Origin of the sequence: Mesobacillus sp. (assembly GCF_047739415.1) — a bacterium.
GTDB lineage: Bacteria > Bacillota > Bacilli > Bacillales > Cytobacillaceae > Mesobacillus.
On the sequence record NZ_JBIQOE010000215.1, the window covers coordinates 1 to 21,512 of the forward strand.

Consider the following 21,512-nt stretch of genomic DNA (forward strand, 5'->3'; position numbering starts at 1 on the left):
ATATAATTGTGATTAAGGAGACATTGGGAAATGACAGAAGAAGCCTTTAACGAGAAAAATCTGGTACATAAAAATGAGAATAAATATTTCTGGATTGTATTAAGTATTAGTATTGCTTCTTACATTCTCTTTGCTTTATCCATTGTAGGTATATTTATTATTACTGCATTCCTCTTGATATCATTATTGCTTCATGCATTGATGATAGGTCAAATTCGGCTTAACGCAGTGAAAATAAGCGGAAATCAATTTCCGCTTATCCACTCTACGGTTGAAAGTCTATGTGTCAAAATGGGAATAAAGCGCACACCTGATATATACGTAATGCAATCTGGCGGCGTAATGAACGCTTTTGCGACGCGCTTCTTCGGAAGAAACATGATCGTTGTTTACTCCGAAATTTTCGAACTTATTGAACAAAATGCCGAAGATGAGCTTCAATTTGTTCTGGCCCACGAATTGGCTCATATAAAACGGAATCACCTTGGCAAAATGATGTTCCTCCTTCCATCCATGTGGATACCAGGGATTGCAGAAATGTATCTGCGCGCTTGTGAGTATACTTGTGACCGCTATGCGGCCTTCTATACTGGAAATCCTGCAGCCGCGAAAAACGGACTTACTATGCTGGCAATTGGGAAAGTCTTATTCAGAAGTGTGAATAAAACAGAATACCTCGAGCAAATCAATCAGGAAAAAGGATTTGTGGTCTGGCTGGCAGAAATCTTATCCACGCATCCACCGCTTCCAAAAAGAATAAATGAAGTCAGTGCCTTTTTTGGTGAGACTGATTCAGTCATAATTCATTCCAAAAAAACAAAAGGACTGTTTGCTTTTTTGGCTACGTCAGTTTTGCTTACTGGTTTGGCCTTGGTTGGCGGAGTTATGGTCTTTAAAGAGGTCAGTACAGCATTCCTTGAAGAAGAGGAATATTATGAAGAAGACATAGAGGTATCTACGTTAATTGATGCAGTTATCAGTGGAAATACGAAGAAGGTTGATAACTTAATAGAAAATGGGGAAGATATCCACCAGATAGACTATAATGGATACACAGCACTGGACTGGGCTGTTATGGATGACAATATCCAGATGGTTCAATTGCTTTTAGATTTAAAAGCCGACCCAAATTTCGAATCTGATTATGGCATGACACCATTCATGACTGCTTCTGAAAAAGGGACTGCGTCAATGATCAAAATGCTGCATGATGCTGGCGGTGACCCAAACTATCAAGAAATGAGTGCTGGCTATACAGCATTGACCTACGCTGTATTCAGTGGAAAAATTGAAACAGTAAAACTATTGATAAAGCTGGGGGCAGACATCCAGTTGAAAGATTATTCGGGTATGACTGCGAGGATGCACGCTTTGCAAGCAGGTGAGCAAGAAATCGCAGATTTGTTAAAATAAATGAACAACTAGGAGGAAATTTCAATGAACAGACCAGCTGGCTTTTGGGTAAGACTGGGTGCAGCAATTTTAGACGGATTAATTATCGGAGTGCCTCTTGCGATTATTAGTTATTTAATAACAGGTAATGCGGAAGATAATGCTTTTACTTTCTCAGTGAATCTGCTTTACTCGGTGCTTGTACCTGTAGTGTGGTCAGGATATACAGTAGGCAAGAAAATTGTCGGTGTGAGAATCGCGAAGGTTAACGGGGAAAAACTTGGCTTCGGTACGATGCTTATGCGTACAATCGTCGGAGGACTTGTTTATGTACTTACATTAGGGCTGGCTGCTATTGTCAGTGCTTTCATGGTAGGTATGCGTCAGGATAAAAGAGCAATACATGATTTCATTGCAGGAACATATGTAACTTATGAAAAACCAAATGAAATACAGTATGAACAATAAGATTCGGACACCTGGAATACCAGGTGTCTTTTTTGTGGGAAAATTTGGTGATGCTTCCACACTCATATGTTATATTGTTAAAAAGAATGGAAGAAGATATTAAGTACTTTAAAAGAAAAGAATGCTGTTGTGCTCAACCGAATGGCGGCAAAAAGTCTGAATAAGTTGCTGGTTCTTTTAGAGTGCTAGCTATAAAGATTACGAATAGAGTCTGTGTGTTAGGGGGAATTGTGTTAATGGGACCAATTTTATTAGGCATTCTAGCGGCCTTCTTTTTTGCCTTCACCTTTGTCCTGAATCAATCTATGGAATTATCTGGGGGCAGCTGGATATGGAGTGCCTCACTAAGATACATATTCATGGTTCCATTTCTTTTGGCGATTGTGGCAGCAAGGGGGAATTTAAAGCCAGTAATCCAGAATATTAAACAGAATCCATATCCATGGTTCCTTTGGAGCTTCGTTGGCTTTGTCTTGTTCTATGCACCCCTTACATATGCCGCCGCCTTTTCACCCGGCTGGTTGATTGCAGGTACATGGCAGATCACGATTATATCAGGTGCTTTGCTCAGTCCCTTATTTTATGAAACCAAAATGACCAATGAAGGTTTAGTAACTGTCAGGGCAAAAATACCTTTTAGTGGACTCGGGATGTCTGTAATCATTTTAGCAGGGATACTGCTTATGCAACTTGAGCATGCAAGGCATATACCAATCGAAATGGTTTTTCTCGGAGTCATCCCAGTATTTATTGCATCTTTCGCCTATCCATTGGGAAATAGAAAAATGATGGAAGTAACCAACGGCAATCTTGATGCATATCAACGTGTCCTTGGAATGACGCTGGCCAGTCTGCCATTCTGGCTACTTTAAGCTTTATTTGGTCTTTTGACGGAGGGTGCTCCTACAATGAACCAAAGTTTCCAGACCCTTTTAGTAGCCATCACCTCTGGCGTGATAGCGACGGTTTTATTCTTTAAGGCTACAGATTTAGTGAGGGGCAATATGCAGAAGCTTGCTGCCGTTGAAGCAACCCAGGCAGCGGAGGTGCTTTTTGCCTTGGCAGGGGAAGTTTTTATCTTATCACTGCCTCTGCCAACTCCATTATCCTGGATCGGAATCAGCCTCGTCATGCTCGGAATGGCACTTCACAGCTATTCAACAATAAGGAGAAAAGAAGGGGAAATGAAAATCAGCGCGTAGAATTGGTTTGCGCCATCAAGCTTAGATATTAATATAAATCCTATAGAACTATTAGGGGGGGAAAGAATGGAGTTAACGGATGTAAAACTTACGAACAAATGGCAAAAGCTTTAGCTATAGCAGAACAGGAGTGCAAACAGGCGGGTAGCCCATGCCTGATGCCTGAGCATCTTTTGCTTGGCTGCTTGGATGATGGCTCCTCCCCAATTAAAGAGGCAAAACAAAAAAGCGGTATCGACATTGATGTTATGAAGAAACCATATATCCCGAGTCATGAAAACCTTTCTTTTGAAATCTGCGAACCTTTTAAAATTCCAATCAGTGCATCTACAAATCTAGTGATTGAACAAGCAATTAGCTATATGAGGAACTACAATCAAATTTATCTAAACGAAGGGCATGTCCTGAAAGCATTAATCAAGAGCGGACAAACTGAAATGCTTTTGACTCAGGAACAGAAAAACATCCTTCTAAGTGTAGCTACAGTTTCTAGGGATATGCATTTAGATCTAGCAGGTTACAGTCCACCGAAAAAACTTTACAGTGATATTAAGATGGTTAGTGATGGCGACGCCGAAAGGCTAATTCAGTTCATAAACAATGAGTTTGGTAACCGTTGGACTCATTCTATCAAACACGCGTTGATGAGCAAGCATCCGTCTATTTATATCGCTGAAGACCACTCAGGGGAGATCGTTGGCTTTGCTGCATTTGATATTCATCAACCCGGATGTTTTGGACCAATGGGTGTCGCAAAAAACAAAAAGAGCTGTAGGTATTGGGGAATCATTGCTGCATGTAACCCTGGAAAGCATGCAAAGAAAAGGTTATAAAGATATTATCATTGATGATGCCGGACCAATCGAATTTTATGAGAAGACTTGTAACGCTAAAGTCATTCCGATAATTAAATAAAACTAGAATCAGAGACCATTTTTATGGTCTTTTTTCTTGTTTATATACCGCTACTAATTTCCTATAAATTACAAAAATAGTAATACTTTGTATTCATTTTTATCTGAATAGTATTAATATTCAATAAATTAAAAGGTTTTTACAAAATTATGCAGTATTTCTTCGGTAATCAAATTATCAGGGGGTGCAAGAAATGCTTAGAAAAAAGAAGGTTACCTTAAGGAAGTTCTCGGCAGTCATGTTAGTGATACTGATGATTTTTTCATCGTTTATTAGCCAGCTGTCTTTCGCAGCTGAACAGAAACCCAAGAGTTTTTCGGAAGAAGAACTCGTACTGGAAAAACAGCGTGAACAGGCCGCTGTTTCTGAAAAAGCAGCAGAACAAGAAAGTCCATCGGAAGAAAGTGGTGAATTGACAAAGCTTTTAGATGGATTGGGAATTGATCCTCCACCTTTGAAAGGGGATGAAGCAACAGCTACTGAAATCAAAAAAGAGGCTGCTCTACTTAAAGCCTTTGAAAAGGAACAAGAACTTAATGTCATCATCAGGATGAATGATCAACCAGACCTCAGCAAGATTTATCCCCAGGTTAAAGCAAAGAAAAACCGCGCAGAAAAAATCAAAGCCATCCAGGATCACCTCAAAGAAAAAGCGAACAATTCTCAAAAAGGAATCCAGCAGGCACTATCTGCTTTGGAAACTAAAGGAAAAGCAAAAAAGAAGGATTCTCTTTGGATCATCAATGGGATTACTGCTTCAATCACAAAAGAGGCTTTTGAAGAACTTAAGAACCGTGACGATATAGCGGAAATCTCGCTCGATGAAACACTCAGCCTGCCTGAGGTGACGGTGGAAGAAAATCCACCGCGACTGCCTCAATGGGGACTAGAGAAGATTTATGCTACAAAGGTATGGGGTCAATACGGTCTAAAAGGTGAAGGTATCGTTGTTGGGATCATGGATTCTGGTGTAGACGGAAATCATGAAGCTCTTAAACAAAACTATCGCGGCCGGGATGGCAATCATCAATATTCGTGGATTGATTTATCAGGCCAGGGCTATGACACACCGAATGATGGACATGGCCATGGAACCCACGTAGCTGGCACAGCAGTCGGAGGCGGCAGCGGTGAACCAATTGGAGTAGCACCTGAAGCAGAATGGATTGCTGCAAAAATCTTCAACGATGGGGGTTCTACGACTCTATCTGCCATTCATCAAGCTTTTCAATGGTTCATGGCTCCAGGTGGTGACCCATCAAAGGCTCCTCATGTAGTCAATAACTCATGGGGGAATTCCAATACTTATAACCTTGAATTCTATGAAGATGTAAAGGCCTGGGTGTCAGCAGGAATCTTTCCATCTTTTGCAGCTGGGAATGATGGCCCTGGATCACAAACAATCGGCTCACCGGGCAGCTTCCCCGAATCGTTTGCAGTTGGCGCAACTGATATGTATGACCAGACAGCATCTTTTTCCAGCCGTGGCCCGGTTTTTTGGAAGGATGAAAACGGTGATGAGCAGCGGATCATAAAACCTGATATTTCTGCACCAGGCCACAAAATTTATTCAGCCTGGCCGGCTAAAAGGAATGAAGGGAAGTACAACACAATCAGCGGTACATCCATGGCAACTCCACATGTCACTGGAGCAGTAGCGTTATTGTTGCAGGCTAATCCAAACCTGACAATTGACCAGATAAAAGAAACACTGAAGAAGACTTCCAGAGTGGAGCCTCACATGGGAACTTTGCCAAATGATTCCTATGGCACAGGAATCATGAATATTTACCAGGCTGTCACCGAAACTTCTTTCGCTGGTGAGCTTACCGGCAAGCTGACAGACAAGGATGGCAAGCCGCTGGCTGGAAAACTTGAAATAAAGGAAGAAGGCCTTTCCTATAATATTGGAAAAGGCGGAGATTTCAAATTCAAGATCAGGGAAGGCAGCCATAAAATCAAGGTTACATCTTTTGGCTATCAGGATTTTGAAACAAAAATCGAGCTGAAAAAGGGCGAAACTTTATCTGTAAATTGGGTATTGGAGAATGCCCAAACATTTAGTGTAACTGGAAAAGTAACTGACAGCACAGAGAAACCTGTACCGTATGCATTCATAAGAGTCAAAGGCACACCGCTGCCAATATATCGGACAGATGCAAACGGAACATTTGAACTAAAGAATTTGCCTGCCGGTCAGTATGTCCTTCAGTTATCTGGTGAAGGCATAGATGGATTGGCAAAAGAATTGGAGGTTAATGCGGATACTTCCATTGAATTTAAGGTGAAAAGTAACTCTGCCACTTTAAATAAAGAATGGTCTATGGCGAACGGCAACAATCAACGAAATGCTGTTTCTCCAAATGCAATTGACCTGGCTGCCTTAGAGGAAAGTTGGGAGTATAACACTTCGGGTAAAGGGAAGATTCTTTTTTCTACCCCTGCTGCAGCTAATAACAAAGTTGTCCTTGTCACGGACAGCGGTTACGTTGTAGCACTTGATGCGGTTACAGGCAAGGAGCAATGGTCTGTAAGAATTGGAAGCACGAACAGGTCTTCGCCGACAATTGATGGTGATACTGTCTATCTTTCAGGAGGAGAAGACGGGAAGATTTACGCATTGGATCTTAAATCCGGAAGCATTATTTGGACCACAGTTGTTGGGGCAAAGGCTATCTATGAATCTCCATTGCTTGTTGATGGAACACTATTTGTTTCATCTGATCTTTCAGAAGATGCTAAGGTTACCGCGTTAAATGCAGAAAATGGAGAAAAGAAATGGAGTGTCAATCTTGGCGCACCTACCTATTTCGGTCCTAGTGCCGGAGATGGGACGTTATTTATCGGAAGCTATGATAATCAAAAGCTAAGAGCCCTCAGGATTGAAGACGGAACAGAAGTGTGGAGCAAAACATTCGTAAATGAAGGTATTGCATCAAAGCCGGTTTTCGTTGGCGGCACACTATATCTTGCAGGGACTAACTTTAACACTGAAAGCGGCACACTTTATGCCCTGGATAGCAAGACAGGTGAAGAGAAATGGAAGGCAGAAGGGATCGGTGATACTCAAGCTGGCTCACCAATCGTCTATGAAAATATTGTCGTCATTGGTTCAGCCGTTCAGCCGGTATTACGCGCATTCGACGCAAAGACTGGTCAGGAACTCTGGAACAACCGCTCTGTGGGTACGACTTTGAACAGTGGTTCTGTGTCTGCAAATGGACTATTATTTTTTGCAGGTACAGGCGGAAACCTTTCTGTCATTGATGTGTACACCGGTGAAAGATTGAAGGATTTCAGTCTCCCGGTATATAGTACATCGGGAATCCCTATTCTCCCTGGTCAGGTTATTGTACCTTACCAAACAGGCGTAAAAAGCTACAGTTCACCTGGTATTGTCAAAGGTATATTAAAGGATAGCGATGGAAATGTAGTTCAAGGTTCTGTCTCTGTGCTAGAAACAGGGGAATCTGTAGACACAAATGAAGATGAAGGCTTCTTGCTTAAGCATGCACCTGGTGACTATTTAATCAGGATTTCTTCATATGGTAAAAAGCAAATCACTGAAAATGTAAAGCTTTCTTCAGGATATCAATTTATGAAAGATTATCAACTTGAGGAAGCAGCTAAAGGCTCTTTATCTATCCTTGTAAAAGACCAGCGCACCGGAAATCCAGTAGACGGGGCTACTGTCCTCCTAAATCAGTCACCAGTTGAGGGAAAGACAGACAATAATGGGATATTTGCAAAGGAAGAAATATATGAAGGAACCTACACGGCAGATATCATATTAAAGGGTTATAAGACCGGCAGCATGAAAATCGTTGTCAAAGCCGGCGAAGGTACTGACTTAACCTTCGAATTAAAGCCAATTGATATTGCGGTCCTTAATGATTATAAGAGTGAAATCACGACTTTGTTGAATGTTAATGGTTTTATCGCTGAAGAACGCGGCTGGGATGTTGTCGAGGACATAGGCCGCTATAAAGTGCTTTACCTAAATGGCGGTTATGGTTCGGATGGTATCAAGCCTACTGAGGACCAGTTCAAAGAATTGGCAGAAAGAGCAAAAGTCCATAATGTCAGCATTATCTTCACAGACCAATGGGGCTCGAATTATGGATCCATCCACCACTTGAAAGACTACTATCAGGACCCTAAAGAGCTAGATCATGATTATGATGGCGGGGAAGTAAGGATTCAGGTTGAAGCAGAACATCCTATTTTCAAGGGGTATAAACCTGGAGACAGAATCAATGTTTTAGAGAATAATGCAGATTTTGCCTGGTTCAATCAGTATTCCGGAAGGACAATCGGGAAGATCGGTAACACTGACCTTGGTTTTGTCGGTACAGGGATTGCTTATAAAGCTGTATCCGAGGACAGTGCCCATTTATTATTGTCGAGCCATGCGACTGTACCTTGGGAGAGTTCCAAGGCCTGGCTGCGCGGACAGCAGCAAATCCTGTTTAACAGTATTGATTACCTGTACAAAGCTGAATACGGAAAAATAACAGGTTCTGTGACCAGTGCAGCTGGAGAACCTGTCGAGGCAAACATCGAAGTGCTCGAAACAGGAGTTAAAGCCAATACTGACGCCAACGGAAACTTCACACTTTTTCATGATGAAGGTACCTTCAAACTTGAAGTCAGGTCAAAAGGATGGGGGTCTAAATCAGAAACCGTTACTGTAGCTAAGGAGGCGGCTGCAACAGTCCAAATCGCTTTAGGTGAGTCAGAAAAAGGACTGCTAACAGGTACTGTTATGGATTCCATATCAGGTATGGAGCTTCAAGGCGTCAATATTACAGTTGAAAACTCAACTGGCGAAACGATTACAGAAGTTCAGACTGCTGCAAACGGACGGTATGAAGTTTCTGGCTTAGAGGAAGAAGTGTATGAACTTAAATTCAGTAAGGATGGATACATCGTTCAGACACAAAGTGTCGATGTCGCGCGCCATTCGGGTGAATTGGACATTCAGATGCACACTATGCCGTCAGTAGGGGTAGTAGGTGATTACTATTCTTCCGAGAAAAACTTCAAAGCTCTTTTTAATGAAATTGGAGTAAATGTTCTAGATGTGCAGCCCGCTGAATTAGTTCAGAGAATGGCAGAGTTTGATGTCATTTTCTTCAATGACCCAAGCTCATCAGCTATAACCAATGAAATGATGGCAGCGGCAGACAATGCGCAAACCAGCCTGATTTATGGAGATGCTGTCTGGGGTGGAGGCATTAAGCAGCTGGTGAATTACAGAAAGGATCCGAAAGAGCTCAAAACGATAAGGAAGACAACTGAAGCTGCCCAGTACAAGGTCATCGAGGAGCATCCAATTTTTAATGGAGCAAAGACTGGGGAAATCGTTGAAATTCTCACTCCAGCAGCCAGCTATGTTGGTTACTTTAAGGATTACAGCGGCTATCCACTGGCGGAGATCAAGCATGAAGGATCAGATGTTACCCATGGTCTTGGGGTTGCTTATAAGCCTAGGTCTGCCGGAAGTGTTGAATTGCTGTTGAGCGGCCACGGTTTTGCTTATTACCATGGTGCCAAGGATTATACTGAGGAGGGAAAACAGCTTCTCATTAATTCGGTGTTATGGGCAGCAAATGTCAAATACCCAATAATTAGCGGGACGATTGTCGATGAAGAAGGCAATCCATTAAAGGCAGATATCAAGGTGAAGGGACAACCGTTCCAAACTCAGTCAAGAAGTGAGGATGGCAGTTTTACAATCGCGCTGCTATCAGGAGAATACGAGATTGAAATCAGTTCCTATGGTTATGCCGCCAAAACGATGAAAGTGACGGCAGAAATGGACAGTGAGCCGATGGAGATTGGAATGGCAGTAGCAGAAAATGTTGGCTCCATTTCAGGTACCGTGGAAGATTCAAAAGATGGGAATGCGATTGAAGGCGCCAAAGTCACACTCTTAGGAGCACCAAAAGAAGCAATTACAAACGTCCAGGGTCAATATAACATTTCTAAAGTAGAACCCGGGAACTATACAGCCAGGATTGAAAAGGAAGGCTATGTACGCCAGGATATTGAGCTGAAAATTACTGACGGCCAAAAAGCTGCCGTGAACGCAAAATTAAAACCTTCACCAACGGTGGGAATCATCGTGGACCTAACAGCTTCAGGAACGACTTATAAGCAATACCTTGAGGAAAGAGGCTACAAGGTCATTAACCTGGACTATAAAGATACAGATAAATTGGATGAAGTGGATGTTGTTTTTGCGAATTCTGATTATGCCAGGAATCTTGAACCGTCAAAAGAAGAGTTTTTAGCATTCCAGAAAGCTTTGGATGAAAACAGGAAATCAGTCATCTGGACAGGCCAGGCTGGGGGACGCGGTTCAATTCGATATTTGCAGGAATACAATAATGATCCGAAAACGATATTCGAACATAACAACAAACCAGGAGCACAGGGATCAGTATTGGAAGAACATCCTCTTACTTCAGGTTTTAAGGCAGGAGATACAATCGAAATACCTGGAAAGTCCGGCTATTATTATGGTTTTGACGGCTATTCGGGTACAACGGTCATTGAATTCTCACATACAGGAACCGGGGAACAGGGAAGCATGGTCGCCTACAAGGGCAGGACGGTTGATTCAGTTGAAATTCTATTAGCCAATATGACCGTCAGCCATGTATTCAAGCCGAATGATTCATTTGACCCGGCAAGAGAACGGCTGTTGAATAACGCCCTAACCTGGGCACTCGAGAAGAAAGAGGCCTTAGTCGGTGAACTAATTGGTATAGTCCAGAATGAAAACGGACCCGTAAAAGGGACGATTTCTGTAAAAGAAACTGGAAAAACCTATCAAAGTGATGAGAAAGGGAAGTTCTTTGCAGCGTTTGAGGAAGGGACATACACCTTAACTGTTGATGCTTTTGGCCACAATCCAAAAGAATTCACAGTTTCGATTAAAAAAGGCCGAGCGACAAATGAAGAATTCATAGTTGAGGCAGTCGATTCTGGTATCCTGGCTGGTAAAATTGTCGATGCCTCTACGAAAGATGCAATCGCTGGTGCAAGGGTAGAAGTAATCGGAACACCAGTGGCAGCCGAGACAAGTGAGGATGGAAGTTATCAAGCAACACTTCCTGCAGGACAATATGAAGTAAGGGTGATTGCCGCCGGCTTTAAGCCGATTTACCAGACTGTAGAGATTACAACAGGGGAGCAGACAGACTTGAATGTCTCACTTGTTGTTTCTGAAAAAATAGCGCTTCTCGCAAACCCTTATCAGCAGGACAGGATCATACCATTCCTTGAAAACAATGGTTATGACATTGATTTACATCCTTATACAGAATTTGAAACATTGATCGAGAATATACCAAACTATAAATTAATCATCGTCAATGATACATCTTATACTATGAAGGATGATAGATTCAAGGCGATGGTGGAGAAAGCAAATGAAAATGAAGTCAGCATTATCTTCACTGCCTTGTACGGAGGGACAATTGGAGATTTGAGCGATGCATATGGTGATCCTGAAGATTTTGATTATAGTTTTGTAGATAAGGAACTAAATCTTCGTGTCGATGAGAACCATCCAATCCTCAAGGGATTCAATAAGGGGGATGTACTTCCTCTGCTACTCAATCCTAAAGGCAGTGTACAGTATTCAGTGTTTGATAACTATAGCGGCACGTCTCTTGCCAGCTTGACTAACCCAGTTAAAGGAGAACTTGGCAGCTCCATTGCTTATAAGTTCAGTTCATCAAGTAGTGTCCATATACTTCTATCCGCCCTGCAAATTAGCAGCTATGGTCATCCGAATGACAGATGGACTGAAAATGCTAAAAAAATATACTTAAATGCCATCAATTACGCCTTGACCGCTAGCCAGGGTGAGATCAAAGGAGAAGTCAAGGACAGTCAGGGAAATCCAATTGCAAATGCCTTTGTCACCATTGAAGGAACAAACCACAAAACAACAACCAACTCAGCTGGCAAGTATAAGTTTGGGATTGGTATTGGTGATTACGAAGTGAAGGTCCAGGCAAGAGGCTTTGCTGAACAAACCAAGCCAGCTAAAGTTGCAGAGCTTGGAAGCAGTGTCGATTTGAACTTCACAATGGAAGCTATCGATGGATCTGATTTGAAGGGTGTAATTATAGGCAAGAAAGACAAAGAACCTGTGGCTGGTGCTAAGATGACACTAGTTCCAAAAGATGAGCCGGATTTTAAGATGGAAGGCTCCAGCATAGAAGACGGTTCATATGTATTCAAGAATTTGCTGCCTGGCGAGTACACTTTGTTTGTAATAGCAGAAGGGTATCTGCAGGATGCTTTTGAGGTTGAAATTGTATCCGAAGATAAGGAATTCAACCTTGAACTCAACGCATTCGAGGTGGCAGTATTGGGAGATGTTAATGGTACCCTGACAAGTTTATTAAATGAACAGGAACTGTATGCAGAAGAGAAAGGCTGGGACATCCTCGGGAATGTTGGAAATTATGATGTCATCCTAGTCAATACAAATAAAGGAACAAATGAGCAATTTGAACAGCTGATCAAAGAAAGTGACGAACACAAGACAAGCCTTGTATTCACAGGTACATGGGGCGTTGCTGAGGGTTCAATCCAAAGATTAAAAGAGGTCACGGGAGGTCTGGAAATGGACCAGCAGGGATATAATGAAGGAGCGATATATGTTGAAGCAGCAGATGGACATCCAATGTTCAACGGGATCCAATTGGATGAAAATGACCGGGTTAAAATCCACACGGCGAAAAGTCCATATGCGACGTTCAAGAATTATACAGGTATAGCAATTTCGAGCCTTTCTGTTGAAGGAGAGAGTAAAGGGGATTCAATTGGATTTGAATTCAGGAGTAAGGAGCACATGCATTTGCTGATGTCTTCTTTTGCTGTTACAAATATTATCGGACCTGACTATGGCTGGACTCAAGATGGGCGACAGTTATTCGTAAATGCCCTTGCCTGGTCAAAGGACACAGTACAGGAAATCCCTGAAGCACCAACTTGGGAAGTGGAAGAATTGATGGTTAAGGGCGAGCCAGCATTAGTAGAAGGCACAGCACCACAGGGAACGACCGTGAATATTTATGAAAAGCGTGGCAATGAAGTATTCCTGATTGATTCGGTTAAAACTGGGCAGGACGGCACGTACTCAGTAGAGTTAGATCTTGATAATGGAACACATACTTTGCATGCAGAAGCAGAGAACTTTGCGGGTAAAACAAAGGCAGTAAAAACAATGAAAGTAATTGTAACAGGGAAACCTGAGAAAAAGAATAAAGCAAGCTAACGAACACGAATACTAATTGATATTGGCTTCCCATTTAGGGAAGCCTTTTCTTTAATAGGGATAGTTTCAAGGACCTTTGAGTGGGAAAATAATTAAGGAATACTTACACTTATAAAACAGGGAAGTTATTGTGGAAATACTTATTCAATATGCTTATCACTTCACAAACTCGGTACTTTTATGATATATTAATATTTAAAATATTCTTACAAGTTTTAGGAAGGTGACAAAATGACATCAGGAATCGAAGTGAACGACAGCAGTTTGCCATTACGCCGGGATGTAAAGATGCTTGGAAACATCCTCGGAGATATTCTAGTCTACCATGGCGGAGTGGAACTATTTGAAAAAGTAGAAAAGATCCGAGCAATGTGCAAAACGCTAAGGAATGAACATGACCGCGATACATATCCTGCTTTAAAAGAGGAAATCGCTGGCTTGTCTGTTCCTATGAGAAAAAATATTATCCGGGCATTTTCGGTATATTTTCATTTAATTAACGCAGCGGAACAAAATCACCGGATCCGCAGGCGCCGCGACTATCTGCTCAAGTCTGAAATCAGCTCACAGCCGGGTTCTATTGAAGCAGCCATCCTTTCGTTGAAAGACAATTATATATCCTCAGATATCATCCAAAATGTACTGAATACCATTTCATTGGAATTGATTATTACAGCCCATCCTACGGAAGCCACCAAACGTTCAATCCTGGAGATTCAGAAAAGGATAGCAGGTATCCTTAAAAGTCTGGACAATCCACTCTTATCCAAGAAAGAGCGTGATAGGATCGAGGAAAGCCTATTCAATGAGGTTTCTGTCCTGTGGCAGACTGATGAATTGAGGGACCGAAAGCCTACTGTCATTGATGAAGTCAGGAACGGACTTTATTACTTTGACCAGACACTATTCGATGTCCTGCCTGAAATCCATCAGGAAGTAGAAACTAGCCTAAAAGGTCATTATCCTGAACATGAATGGAAAGTACCTCACTTCCTGCGATTTGGTTCGTGGATCGGCGGTGACAGGGATGGGAATCCAAATGTTACTCCCGATATTACATGGGAAACATTGCAAAGACAAAGACGTCTGGTACTTAAAAAGTATAAAGCTGTATTAGTTGATTTGATGAAGCGTTTCAGCCATTCAACAACAAGAGCAGCTGTTAGTGAAGAGTTAATCGAATCAGTTATTAAAGATGAAGAAAGATATTTAACGGATGATCAAAAATGGAATATTGAAGGCGAGGTTTATCGCCGCAAATTTGCTATTATCATTCAAAGGCTAAAGGAAGCTGGGAAATCTGATATTGGCTATAAATCATCAGAGGAAATGCTTGAAGACCTTCTTGTCATAAAACGAAGCATCTATCAGCATCATCCTGTTCATCATGAACTTAAAACATTGCAAAAATTGATCAGGCAAGTCCAACTGTTTGGATTCCATCTTGCTACTCTGGATATTCGTAACCATAGTGGTGAACATGAAGCGGCAATCGCTGAAATACTTAAGAAGGTTGGAATCAATCAGGATTATCCATCACTATCAGAAGATGAAAAGCAGGAATTACTTGTTAAAATTCTTGAAGACCCTCGTCCATTGCTCCTTCTTCATGAGGATTATTCAAAAGAGACTCAGGAAATGCTTCAAGTTTTTGAGATGATCAAACGCGCTCACAATGAATTCGGGAAGCGTTCAATTTCTGTTTATCTAGTGAGCATGACTCAATCCGCGAGCGATTTGCTTGAAGTGCTTGTCCTTGCTAAGGAGGCTGGCATATACAGACTCCATACGGATGGTACTTTCGAGACCGATCTGAATGTCGCTCCGTTGCTAGAAACAATCGACGATTTAACAGCTGGTCCAAAAATTATGGAAACACTATTCAAGTTGCCAATTTACCGCAATCATTTGAACAAAATGGGGGACCAGCAGGAAATCATGCTTGGGTACTCAGATGGAAGCAAGGATGGCGGAACATTGACAGCCAACTGGAAGCTTTACAAAGCACAGCTTGAGATCAATGAAATGGCGAAGAAATATCAAATCGGTTTGAAGTTTTTCCATGGCAGAGGAGGTTCACTAGGCCGTGGAGGCGGTCCATTGAACAAGAGCCTGCTTTCACAGCCTGTCGAGACCCTTGGTCAAGGAGTTAAAATTACTGAGCAGGGTGAAGTTTTGTCATCTCGTTATCTGTTGAAGGATATTGCCTATAGAAGCCTTGAACAGGCTACATCTACGATGATGAAGGCAGCGGCGAATGTACTGAAGGAATCTGAGCAGGGTCATTTGCGTGACCAAAGATGGGTCGATGCCATTGAGCGAATTTCTGCTGTTTCCTTAAGGAAATATCAGTCGCTTGTGTTTGAAGATCCCGATTTCATCACATATTTCAACCAAGCGACACCGTTGAAAGAACTAGCTGAACTGAATATCGGTTCACGTCCGATGAGCCGCAAAAACAGTGCCAAATTCGAAAATCTTCGTGCCATCCCATGGGTATTCGCCTGGACACAAAGCAGACAACTCTTCCCGGCATGGTATGCGGCTGGAACTGGCTTGCAGAGCTTCGCACAGGAAAGTCCCGATAATTTGAAGGTATTACAGGAAATGTATGAAGAATGGCCATTCTTCCGAAGCACTATTGATAATCTGCAAATGGCTTTGATGAAGGCGGATATCACCACGGCACAGGAATACACTTCACTCGTAGAAGATCAAGCAATTTCTGACCGTATCTTTGGCAACATTTTAGAGGAGTATGAACGAACCAAGAATATCCTTCTGCAAATTACAGAGGATGAAGAACTTCTTGACCATACACCAAATATCAAAGACTCTGTCCATAGACGAAATCCGTATGTCGATCCGCTTAACTTTATTCAGGTGGAATTGATTAAAGAACTTCGCAAGGATGAGGATCCGGATGACGAATTATTGACTCAGGTTTTATTAACAATCAGCGGCGTTGCTGCAGGATTAAGGAATACCGGTTGATAAAAAGACCCGCCGCATGGCGGGTCTCTTTAAATAAAGCCGCAGCAAAAGTTTTTTACACAGAATACTTAACAGGTTCGGTATGTCATTTTTCAGACAGGTAGTTTCATTTGCCGTTCGAAAGTAACATGAGTTAAAATTTCATAGTTAAGGGTTTTAGCCATTTTCATAGTAAGATTCAGTATCTTACGGATGCCTTCCTGGTGCCCGTTTTTGATTGCAAGACCGTCACATTGAATTTCACTTTCAATACTCAATTGTTGTTCTAGCACAGGGTAGTCAATATGACCAAGTTCATGCCAGATAATCGCTTCTTTTATATCCTTGTCGGCGCAGAAAGTTGGGTAGTCATATACAACGATGAACCAATCGAACTCAGCTTCATAAGATTTATAAAAAAGGGTCAGAATCCGGGAATCTATATCCCATAAATCAAGCCATTTTCCATTCCGAAAACCAAATACCTTTAAAACGGCCTCCTTATTTTCGATGATCGCAATTTTTCCATTGACCCGGTACTTTTCCTGATCCAAAAGTTCACCGATGCATTTCAAAAAATTCCTCCTCATAATGAAGTCCTGTTATTATTGTTAAATATATTAGTTATTGTTAAACAACATGAGTAAAATAAAAATGGTGCAAAATTGATCAGAAGGGAGGGAGCTGTGAATGCTTTATTCGCATAGTTACTGGAGAGTGGATCGCAGGATTGAAGATAATGAACAAGTTTATGAAGAAAACGAACAGTTCATAAAAATGTATCATGACAGGATAACCACAGCTTCTGACATTTTTCATCTGCGTGACATATTAGATATTACTTTTAAGAAAATGTCAGGAAGGACAGGCTTTCTTTATCTTCATACAACAAGAGGAGTGTATTCCTACTGTACGGATGCAAAGCCGGATCGGCTGATCGAGATTTATAAAGAAATCAAACATCAAAATTAGCTGAATTTACATATTTGGCAGCAAAAATCACACTCTATATACAAAGGGTGTGATTTTATGCTTTCTACAATGGTTGGTGCAATAGGATCCCAATTGAATGATTATATGATGATTTTAAACTCCATTTCGCTCCAGGAACTTTTAGATGCCGAAGCGAAATATCATAAGGTATTAAGGACGTACTGGTATGAAAATAACTTCCTTACTTATAAATGGTGGTTTCTATTGGTTCTTTCCGTCATCCCGGCAATTGTCTGGTGGGTACGAGTGGATAAAACGAGGCTAATTGAAAATACAGCGTTTGGTTTATTCTATGGTGTTACAGCCATCTTCCTAGATTCAATCGGCAGCAACGCTATGGTATGGACATATCCAGTCAGGCTCACACCATATTTAAATCCGCAGCTATATCCATATGATGTGGGAGTCGTGATAATCCCTTTTATGATGGTCTATCAAAAATTCAGTATGTCATTTAAAAAGTTTTTTATCGCTACAGGTGTGTTATCCCTTTTCCTGGCTTTTGTTGCAGAACCGTTCATGGTCTACCTGGGGATTTATAAAGAAATTACCTGGAAACATATTTATTCATTTCCGACTTACTGGTTAATAGGAATCATGTGCTGGGCAATCATTAAAAAATTTAAATCTTATTCTTCTAAGTGATAAAAATCCCTGGCCTAAGGCCAGGGATTTTTATGATATATTAGGTTGGTAGAAAAGGAAGTGACGCCATGACGGATTTTACAAAGAATGTTATAAGAATAATTCAGACAATCCCATATGGGAAAGTGATGACATATGGACAAATAGCAAAAGCGGCTGGAAGCCCAAGATCAGCAAGACAAGTTGTCCGAATACTCCATTCGATGTCAGAAAAATATGGTCTTCCATGGCATAGGGTGATTAATTCTAAAGGAGAAATTGGCTTCCGAGATGAAGAAATGTTCATTACACAGAAACTGTTGCTGGAATCTGAAGGAATCCAATTTAATACAGAAAGATCCCTGCCACTTAAAAGCTATTTATGGCATATTGATTCTGAACTTTATTAACGGATAGAATCGGATTAGTCATTAAATACATAACGAGAAAAAACACCCACTGGGTGCTTTTTTTTCCATTTATTTTTTTGAAAGATTTTGTCTGTCAACTGATAATGGTGGCTGTTCGAGCCATTCATTTGCAACCAAAATATTGATCCCGTCTTCAGAATACTTGAGGATTTCTGCGTTTAATCTCGAATAATCAATCACAAGGTCGCTTCGTTGACTCTCGGAAATGGCAACTCCATAATTACCGATACCAGCATAAATCATTAGGCTGAAATGAAACATCATTAACTTATCAGAGAAAACTGGTTCGGTCGATTCAGTGACTTCTTGTTCAATTCCGGCAGGCGCAGATAGAGAATGCTTTTCTAAATAATCCCTAAAAACCTTAATATGCTTTAGAGCGATTTCCTTTCCTCTCATAAAATATTTCCGTGCTTGCTTGTTTTGGACTGTCTGACTGAAACCTGTCGAAATCGCGGCTCCTAACTGATTCGTTTCAATATTAAAGTGAAGGTGAGTTACTTCTGTGCCAGATAAGGCTCCTCTGTGGCCCAGACCCTCAAGGAAAAATGATTGTTTTTGAATGAATTCCACCTTTTCCGGATAAGGAATGAAGGGGGGGCGTGTAGCAAGCCCTTTTTCTAATAGAAGTGAGGTCGCTTCATGTTCAAGCTCCATCGAGGAGGTCAATGCCTTTGAGTAAAAGCTCATGATGTCTTTACGATATATATTTGGCAGCATCCTGCTGTAAACGGATAAACCACCGCCTGCCATGTTTTTTATGTATTTTAAGTAAAAAATATCAGAAAACAATCTCTCAGCTTTTAGATTCACATCCTGATCAGTAAATCCCTGAGGAACCGCTATTCCCTCATGAACAAATATTTCATTAATAATCTCCGTATGCTGATACGACAAATCAAGCGCATGCTTTACCAGTGCTTTGATGTCAGAATCGTCTATATGCTGAAGGAAATATTTTAAAATGCAAATAGACATCGTATCTGATAGATAGGTTGTCCAAAGGTATGAAATCTCTGCAGCTGTCATCTTAATGGAATTATAAGTGCTATCCAAGATAATGTCCCCCTTTACCTAAAGCTAATATGCCCGAAGCCAGCTTTAAATATAACGATAAACCATTATTGATTTATACATAAATCTGCAGTTTAGTTCTAAATTAAGTACGAGGTATTCATGGTTTTGTATGTCCTTAATTAGGGAAGAGATAAAGATGAGTAAATTACATAGTGAGGTATATTATGGAAGTAGCGATGCTTGAAAAAGAAATAAGTGGATATATTGGGAAGTTATTAAGAGAGAATTTTGGCCGAGGACCAGGTAATGTGTTTTGTACCGTCTCGAAGCCATTCGTATCCATCTATATCACCAATTTTTTGTCCCCGATGGAGAATACTCTCCTAACTAATCAACAAAGCGTCTATGTCCAAAAGACCAGAGATTTGATGATGGACACCCTTGAAGAAGAAATCAAATCCTATATCGAATTAAATACAAAAGATAAGATAAAAGAATTTTACTATGACTGGAATCTCGATGAAAAAACAGGAATGTTATTATTTATTTTTGATAAAGACCAGCCATATAATTTCGATTCATACGACAATAAAAAACTTGTTGAGAAGGAAACAATAGAATTGAGCATGGAAATTCAGAAAGCTCCTGAAGAAACCCACTCTAAGTTGCTTAATGAGCGGACACTGATTATTGTACGCCAGGGCATACTAATAAGCCTGGAAAAAGAATTTATTCAATTAGGGTTTCAAGAAACGCTGAAGATTGCAAAAAGAAATCTGGAAAAGAAAGTGATTACTCAGCATCAAAGTTCGTATGAAAGGTACCTAAACGCAAAAATAACAGATTACTTTGTTGACTGGAATTTTGATAAAGACAAAAGCTACACTTTGTTTATACTTAAGTCCTGAATGACGCCCTATTGATTTACTAATGATAAAATGCTATCATACTCAGTAGGGTAAAGGTTAAAACTCTTAACCTTGCTTATTCGAAACAAGAATGTACTTTATATTGAATAACTAAATATATTAATCTGATAGCAATGAATGGGCATAGAACCAAATCATAAGTCAGAAAAGGATTAAACGTGGATTGATCCTTTTCTGACTTTTTTTATTGTCAATTATTGGATAACTTGATTGGAAAGGAATGATCATTCATTAATATGAGTATAAACAAGCATGATATAGGTTCGTATATTGATACTTTTGTACAAGAAAAACAACAATTACTTTCGGAAACTCCAAATACAATTAAGAAGAATGAAATCGAGTCCTATTTAGAAGAATATGCCATAGAACATGGAATTGATTTTGATAAAAAGTCGGAGTCTACCAAAACTATTTACACCATTACCGTTGAAGGAAGAGAAACGATTGTAGAATTTTTCTATAGGTATAGCCATTACTATACTAGACATTCAATAACTCTTAAATAATTCTGCTGTTCCATGGGGAGCAGCTTTTTTGTTTGTTAATAAGATTATAAAATTATTTAGTTGTGGATAATACATTCGATTTCGGTCCGCGCAATGAAGTTAAAGAACAACTTCCCGGTCGGCCCTCTGAGGCACACGATGTGCTAGACCCGTCAGCCACAGGATAAGGAAAGCTTCGAAGCTAATCATCGCACGACCGAAAGCAGTAGCTTTTGGGAGGACGTGGAGCTTTAAGGAGGGCAGCGCTTATCGGGCTTTACGAGGCGCTTGCGCTTTTTGTGCTTCTATGCATTCGGAGGTATTGAATTCATCATAATATTATAGGATAATTTTGTCATTGTTGTTAAAAGGAGTGTGAAAATGGAAAAGACATTTAATCGTTTTCTTGATGAATATCTAGATGTTTGGAGAAATTCTTCCTTGCCAGAATTAAAGAAAATAATTTCAGGTGAATACCAGGCAAGGGAAATTACAGATGGTAAAATATCTGATTTTGGGTATGATGAATCTATCAGAGGGTGGGAGCAAGGTTTTAATTTTGTTAAAGGAAATAAGGGAAGTTGGGAATTAACAGTTATAGACAGGATAAAGATAAGGGAGCATGAGGTAATGGCAATCATTCTTGCCAGGCTGGTCCTCGACGGGAAAAGCATGGAGACTAGTAATCTCTTTTTTCAGACATTTACGTACGACTTTGGCTGGAAGCTTATCAGAAGTTATATAGAGGCTGGAATTCCTGTTAACCAGTTTGAGTAGAC

General features: G+C 40.7%; 12 protein-coding genes and 1 pseudogene. 11 read left to right on the forward strand and 2 right to left on the reverse strand.

Going from position 1 to position 21,512, the window contains the following annotated elements; translation table 11 throughout:
* Window positions 1–30: 30 nt before the first annotated feature.
* The 6 genes and pseudogenes from ACH0QE_RS17015 to ppc all read left to right on the forward strand — a co-directional run bounded on the left by ACH0QE_RS17015 (window position 31) and on the right by ppc (window position 16,272).
* Window positions 31–1,413 carry a M48 family metallopeptidase gene (locus tag ACH0QE_RS17015; RefSeq protein WP_415801758.1) on the forward strand — a complete coding sequence of 461 codons (1,383 nt, stop codon included), beginning with the start codon at window positions 31–33 and terminating at the stop codon, window positions 1,411–1,413.
* 24 nt (window positions 1,414–1,437) lie between these two features.
* On the forward strand, window positions 1,438–1,860 hold the full coding sequence (locus ACH0QE_RS17020) for an RDD family protein (RefSeq protein ID WP_415801759.1): 423 nt from the start codon (window positions 1,438–1,440) through the stop codon (window positions 1,858–1,860).
* A 236-nt stretch (window positions 1,861–2,096) separates the two neighbouring features.
* Window positions 2,097–3,062, forward strand: a pseudogene (locus ACH0QE_RS17025) (DMT family transporter).
* Window positions 3,063–3,160: 98 nt separating this feature from the next.
* The gene (locus ACH0QE_RS17030; protein ID WP_415801760.1) at window positions 3,161–3,895 is read left to right on the forward strand and encodes a Clp protease N-terminal domain-containing protein; all 735 of its coding nucleotides are present in this window, start codon (window positions 3,161–3,163) and stop codon (window positions 3,893–3,895) included.
* 275 nt (window positions 3,896–4,170) lie between these two features.
* Window positions 4,171–13,278, forward strand: coding sequence for a carboxypeptidase regulatory-like domain-containing protein (locus ACH0QE_RS17035; protein ID WP_415801761.1), 9,108 nt, complete (start codon window positions 4,171–4,173; stop codon window positions 13,276–13,278).
* A 231-nt stretch (window positions 13,279–13,509) separates the two neighbouring features.
* A complete protein-coding gene (gene ppc, locus ACH0QE_RS17040) occupies window positions 13,510–16,272 on the forward strand; it encodes a phosphoenolpyruvate carboxylase (protein ID WP_415801762.1) in 2,763 nt (920 codons plus the stop codon).
* 92 nt (window positions 16,273–16,364) lie between these two features.
* Here ppc and ACH0QE_RS17045 read toward each other — a convergent pair whose 3' ends face one another.
* The gene (locus ACH0QE_RS17045; protein ID WP_415801763.1) at window positions 16,365–16,826 is read right to left on the reverse strand and encodes a hypothetical protein; all 462 of its coding nucleotides are present in this window, start codon (window positions 16,824–16,826) and stop codon (window positions 16,365–16,367) included.
* 115 nt (window positions 16,827–16,941) lie between these two features.
* On the opposite strand from ACH0QE_RS17045, the gene ACH0QE_RS17050 reads away from it, so the two are divergent.
* From ACH0QE_RS17050 to ACH0QE_RS17060, 3 genes are all read left to right on the forward strand, one after another.
* Window positions 16,942–17,223: a hypothetical protein gene (locus tag ACH0QE_RS17050; RefSeq protein WP_415801764.1), complete on the forward strand. Its 282-nt coding sequence runs from the start codon at window positions 16,942–16,944 to the stop codon at window positions 17,221–17,223.
* A 57-nt stretch (window positions 17,224–17,280) separates the two neighbouring features.
* On the forward strand, window positions 17,281–17,889 hold the full coding sequence (locus ACH0QE_RS17055) for a CBO0543 family protein (RefSeq protein ID WP_415801765.1): 609 nt from the start codon (window positions 17,281–17,283) through the stop codon (window positions 17,887–17,889).
* 68 nt (window positions 17,890–17,957) lie between these two features.
* Window positions 17,958–18,278 carry an MGMT family protein gene (locus ACH0QE_RS17060; RefSeq protein ID WP_415801766.1) on the forward strand — a complete coding sequence of 107 codons (321 nt, stop codon included), beginning with the start codon at window positions 17,958–17,960 and terminating at the stop codon, window positions 18,276–18,278.
* Between the two features lie 69 nt (window positions 18,279–18,347).
* On the opposite strand, the gene ACH0QE_RS17065 is transcribed toward ACH0QE_RS17060, so the two are convergent.
* On the reverse strand, window positions 18,348–19,355 hold the full coding sequence (locus ACH0QE_RS17065) for a DUF3231 family protein (protein WP_415801767.1): 1,008 nt from the start codon (window positions 19,353–19,355) through the stop codon (window positions 18,348–18,350).
* Window positions 19,356–19,540: 185 nt separating this feature from the next.
* Between ACH0QE_RS17065 and ACH0QE_RS17070 the strand changes: the two genes are divergently transcribed.
* The gene (locus tag ACH0QE_RS17070) at window positions 19,541–20,224 is read left to right on the forward strand and encodes a Na-translocating system protein MpsC family protein (protein WP_415801768.1); all 684 of its coding nucleotides are present in this window, start codon (window positions 19,541–19,543) and stop codon (window positions 20,222–20,224) included.
* An 890-nt stretch (window positions 20,225–21,114) separates the two neighbouring features.
* Window positions 21,115–21,510 carry a flavoprotein gene (locus ACH0QE_RS17075; protein WP_415801769.1) on the forward strand — a complete coding sequence of 132 codons (396 nt, stop codon included), beginning with the start codon at window positions 21,115–21,117 and terminating at the stop codon, window positions 21,508–21,510.
* Window positions 21,511–21,512 lie beyond the last annotated feature (2 nt).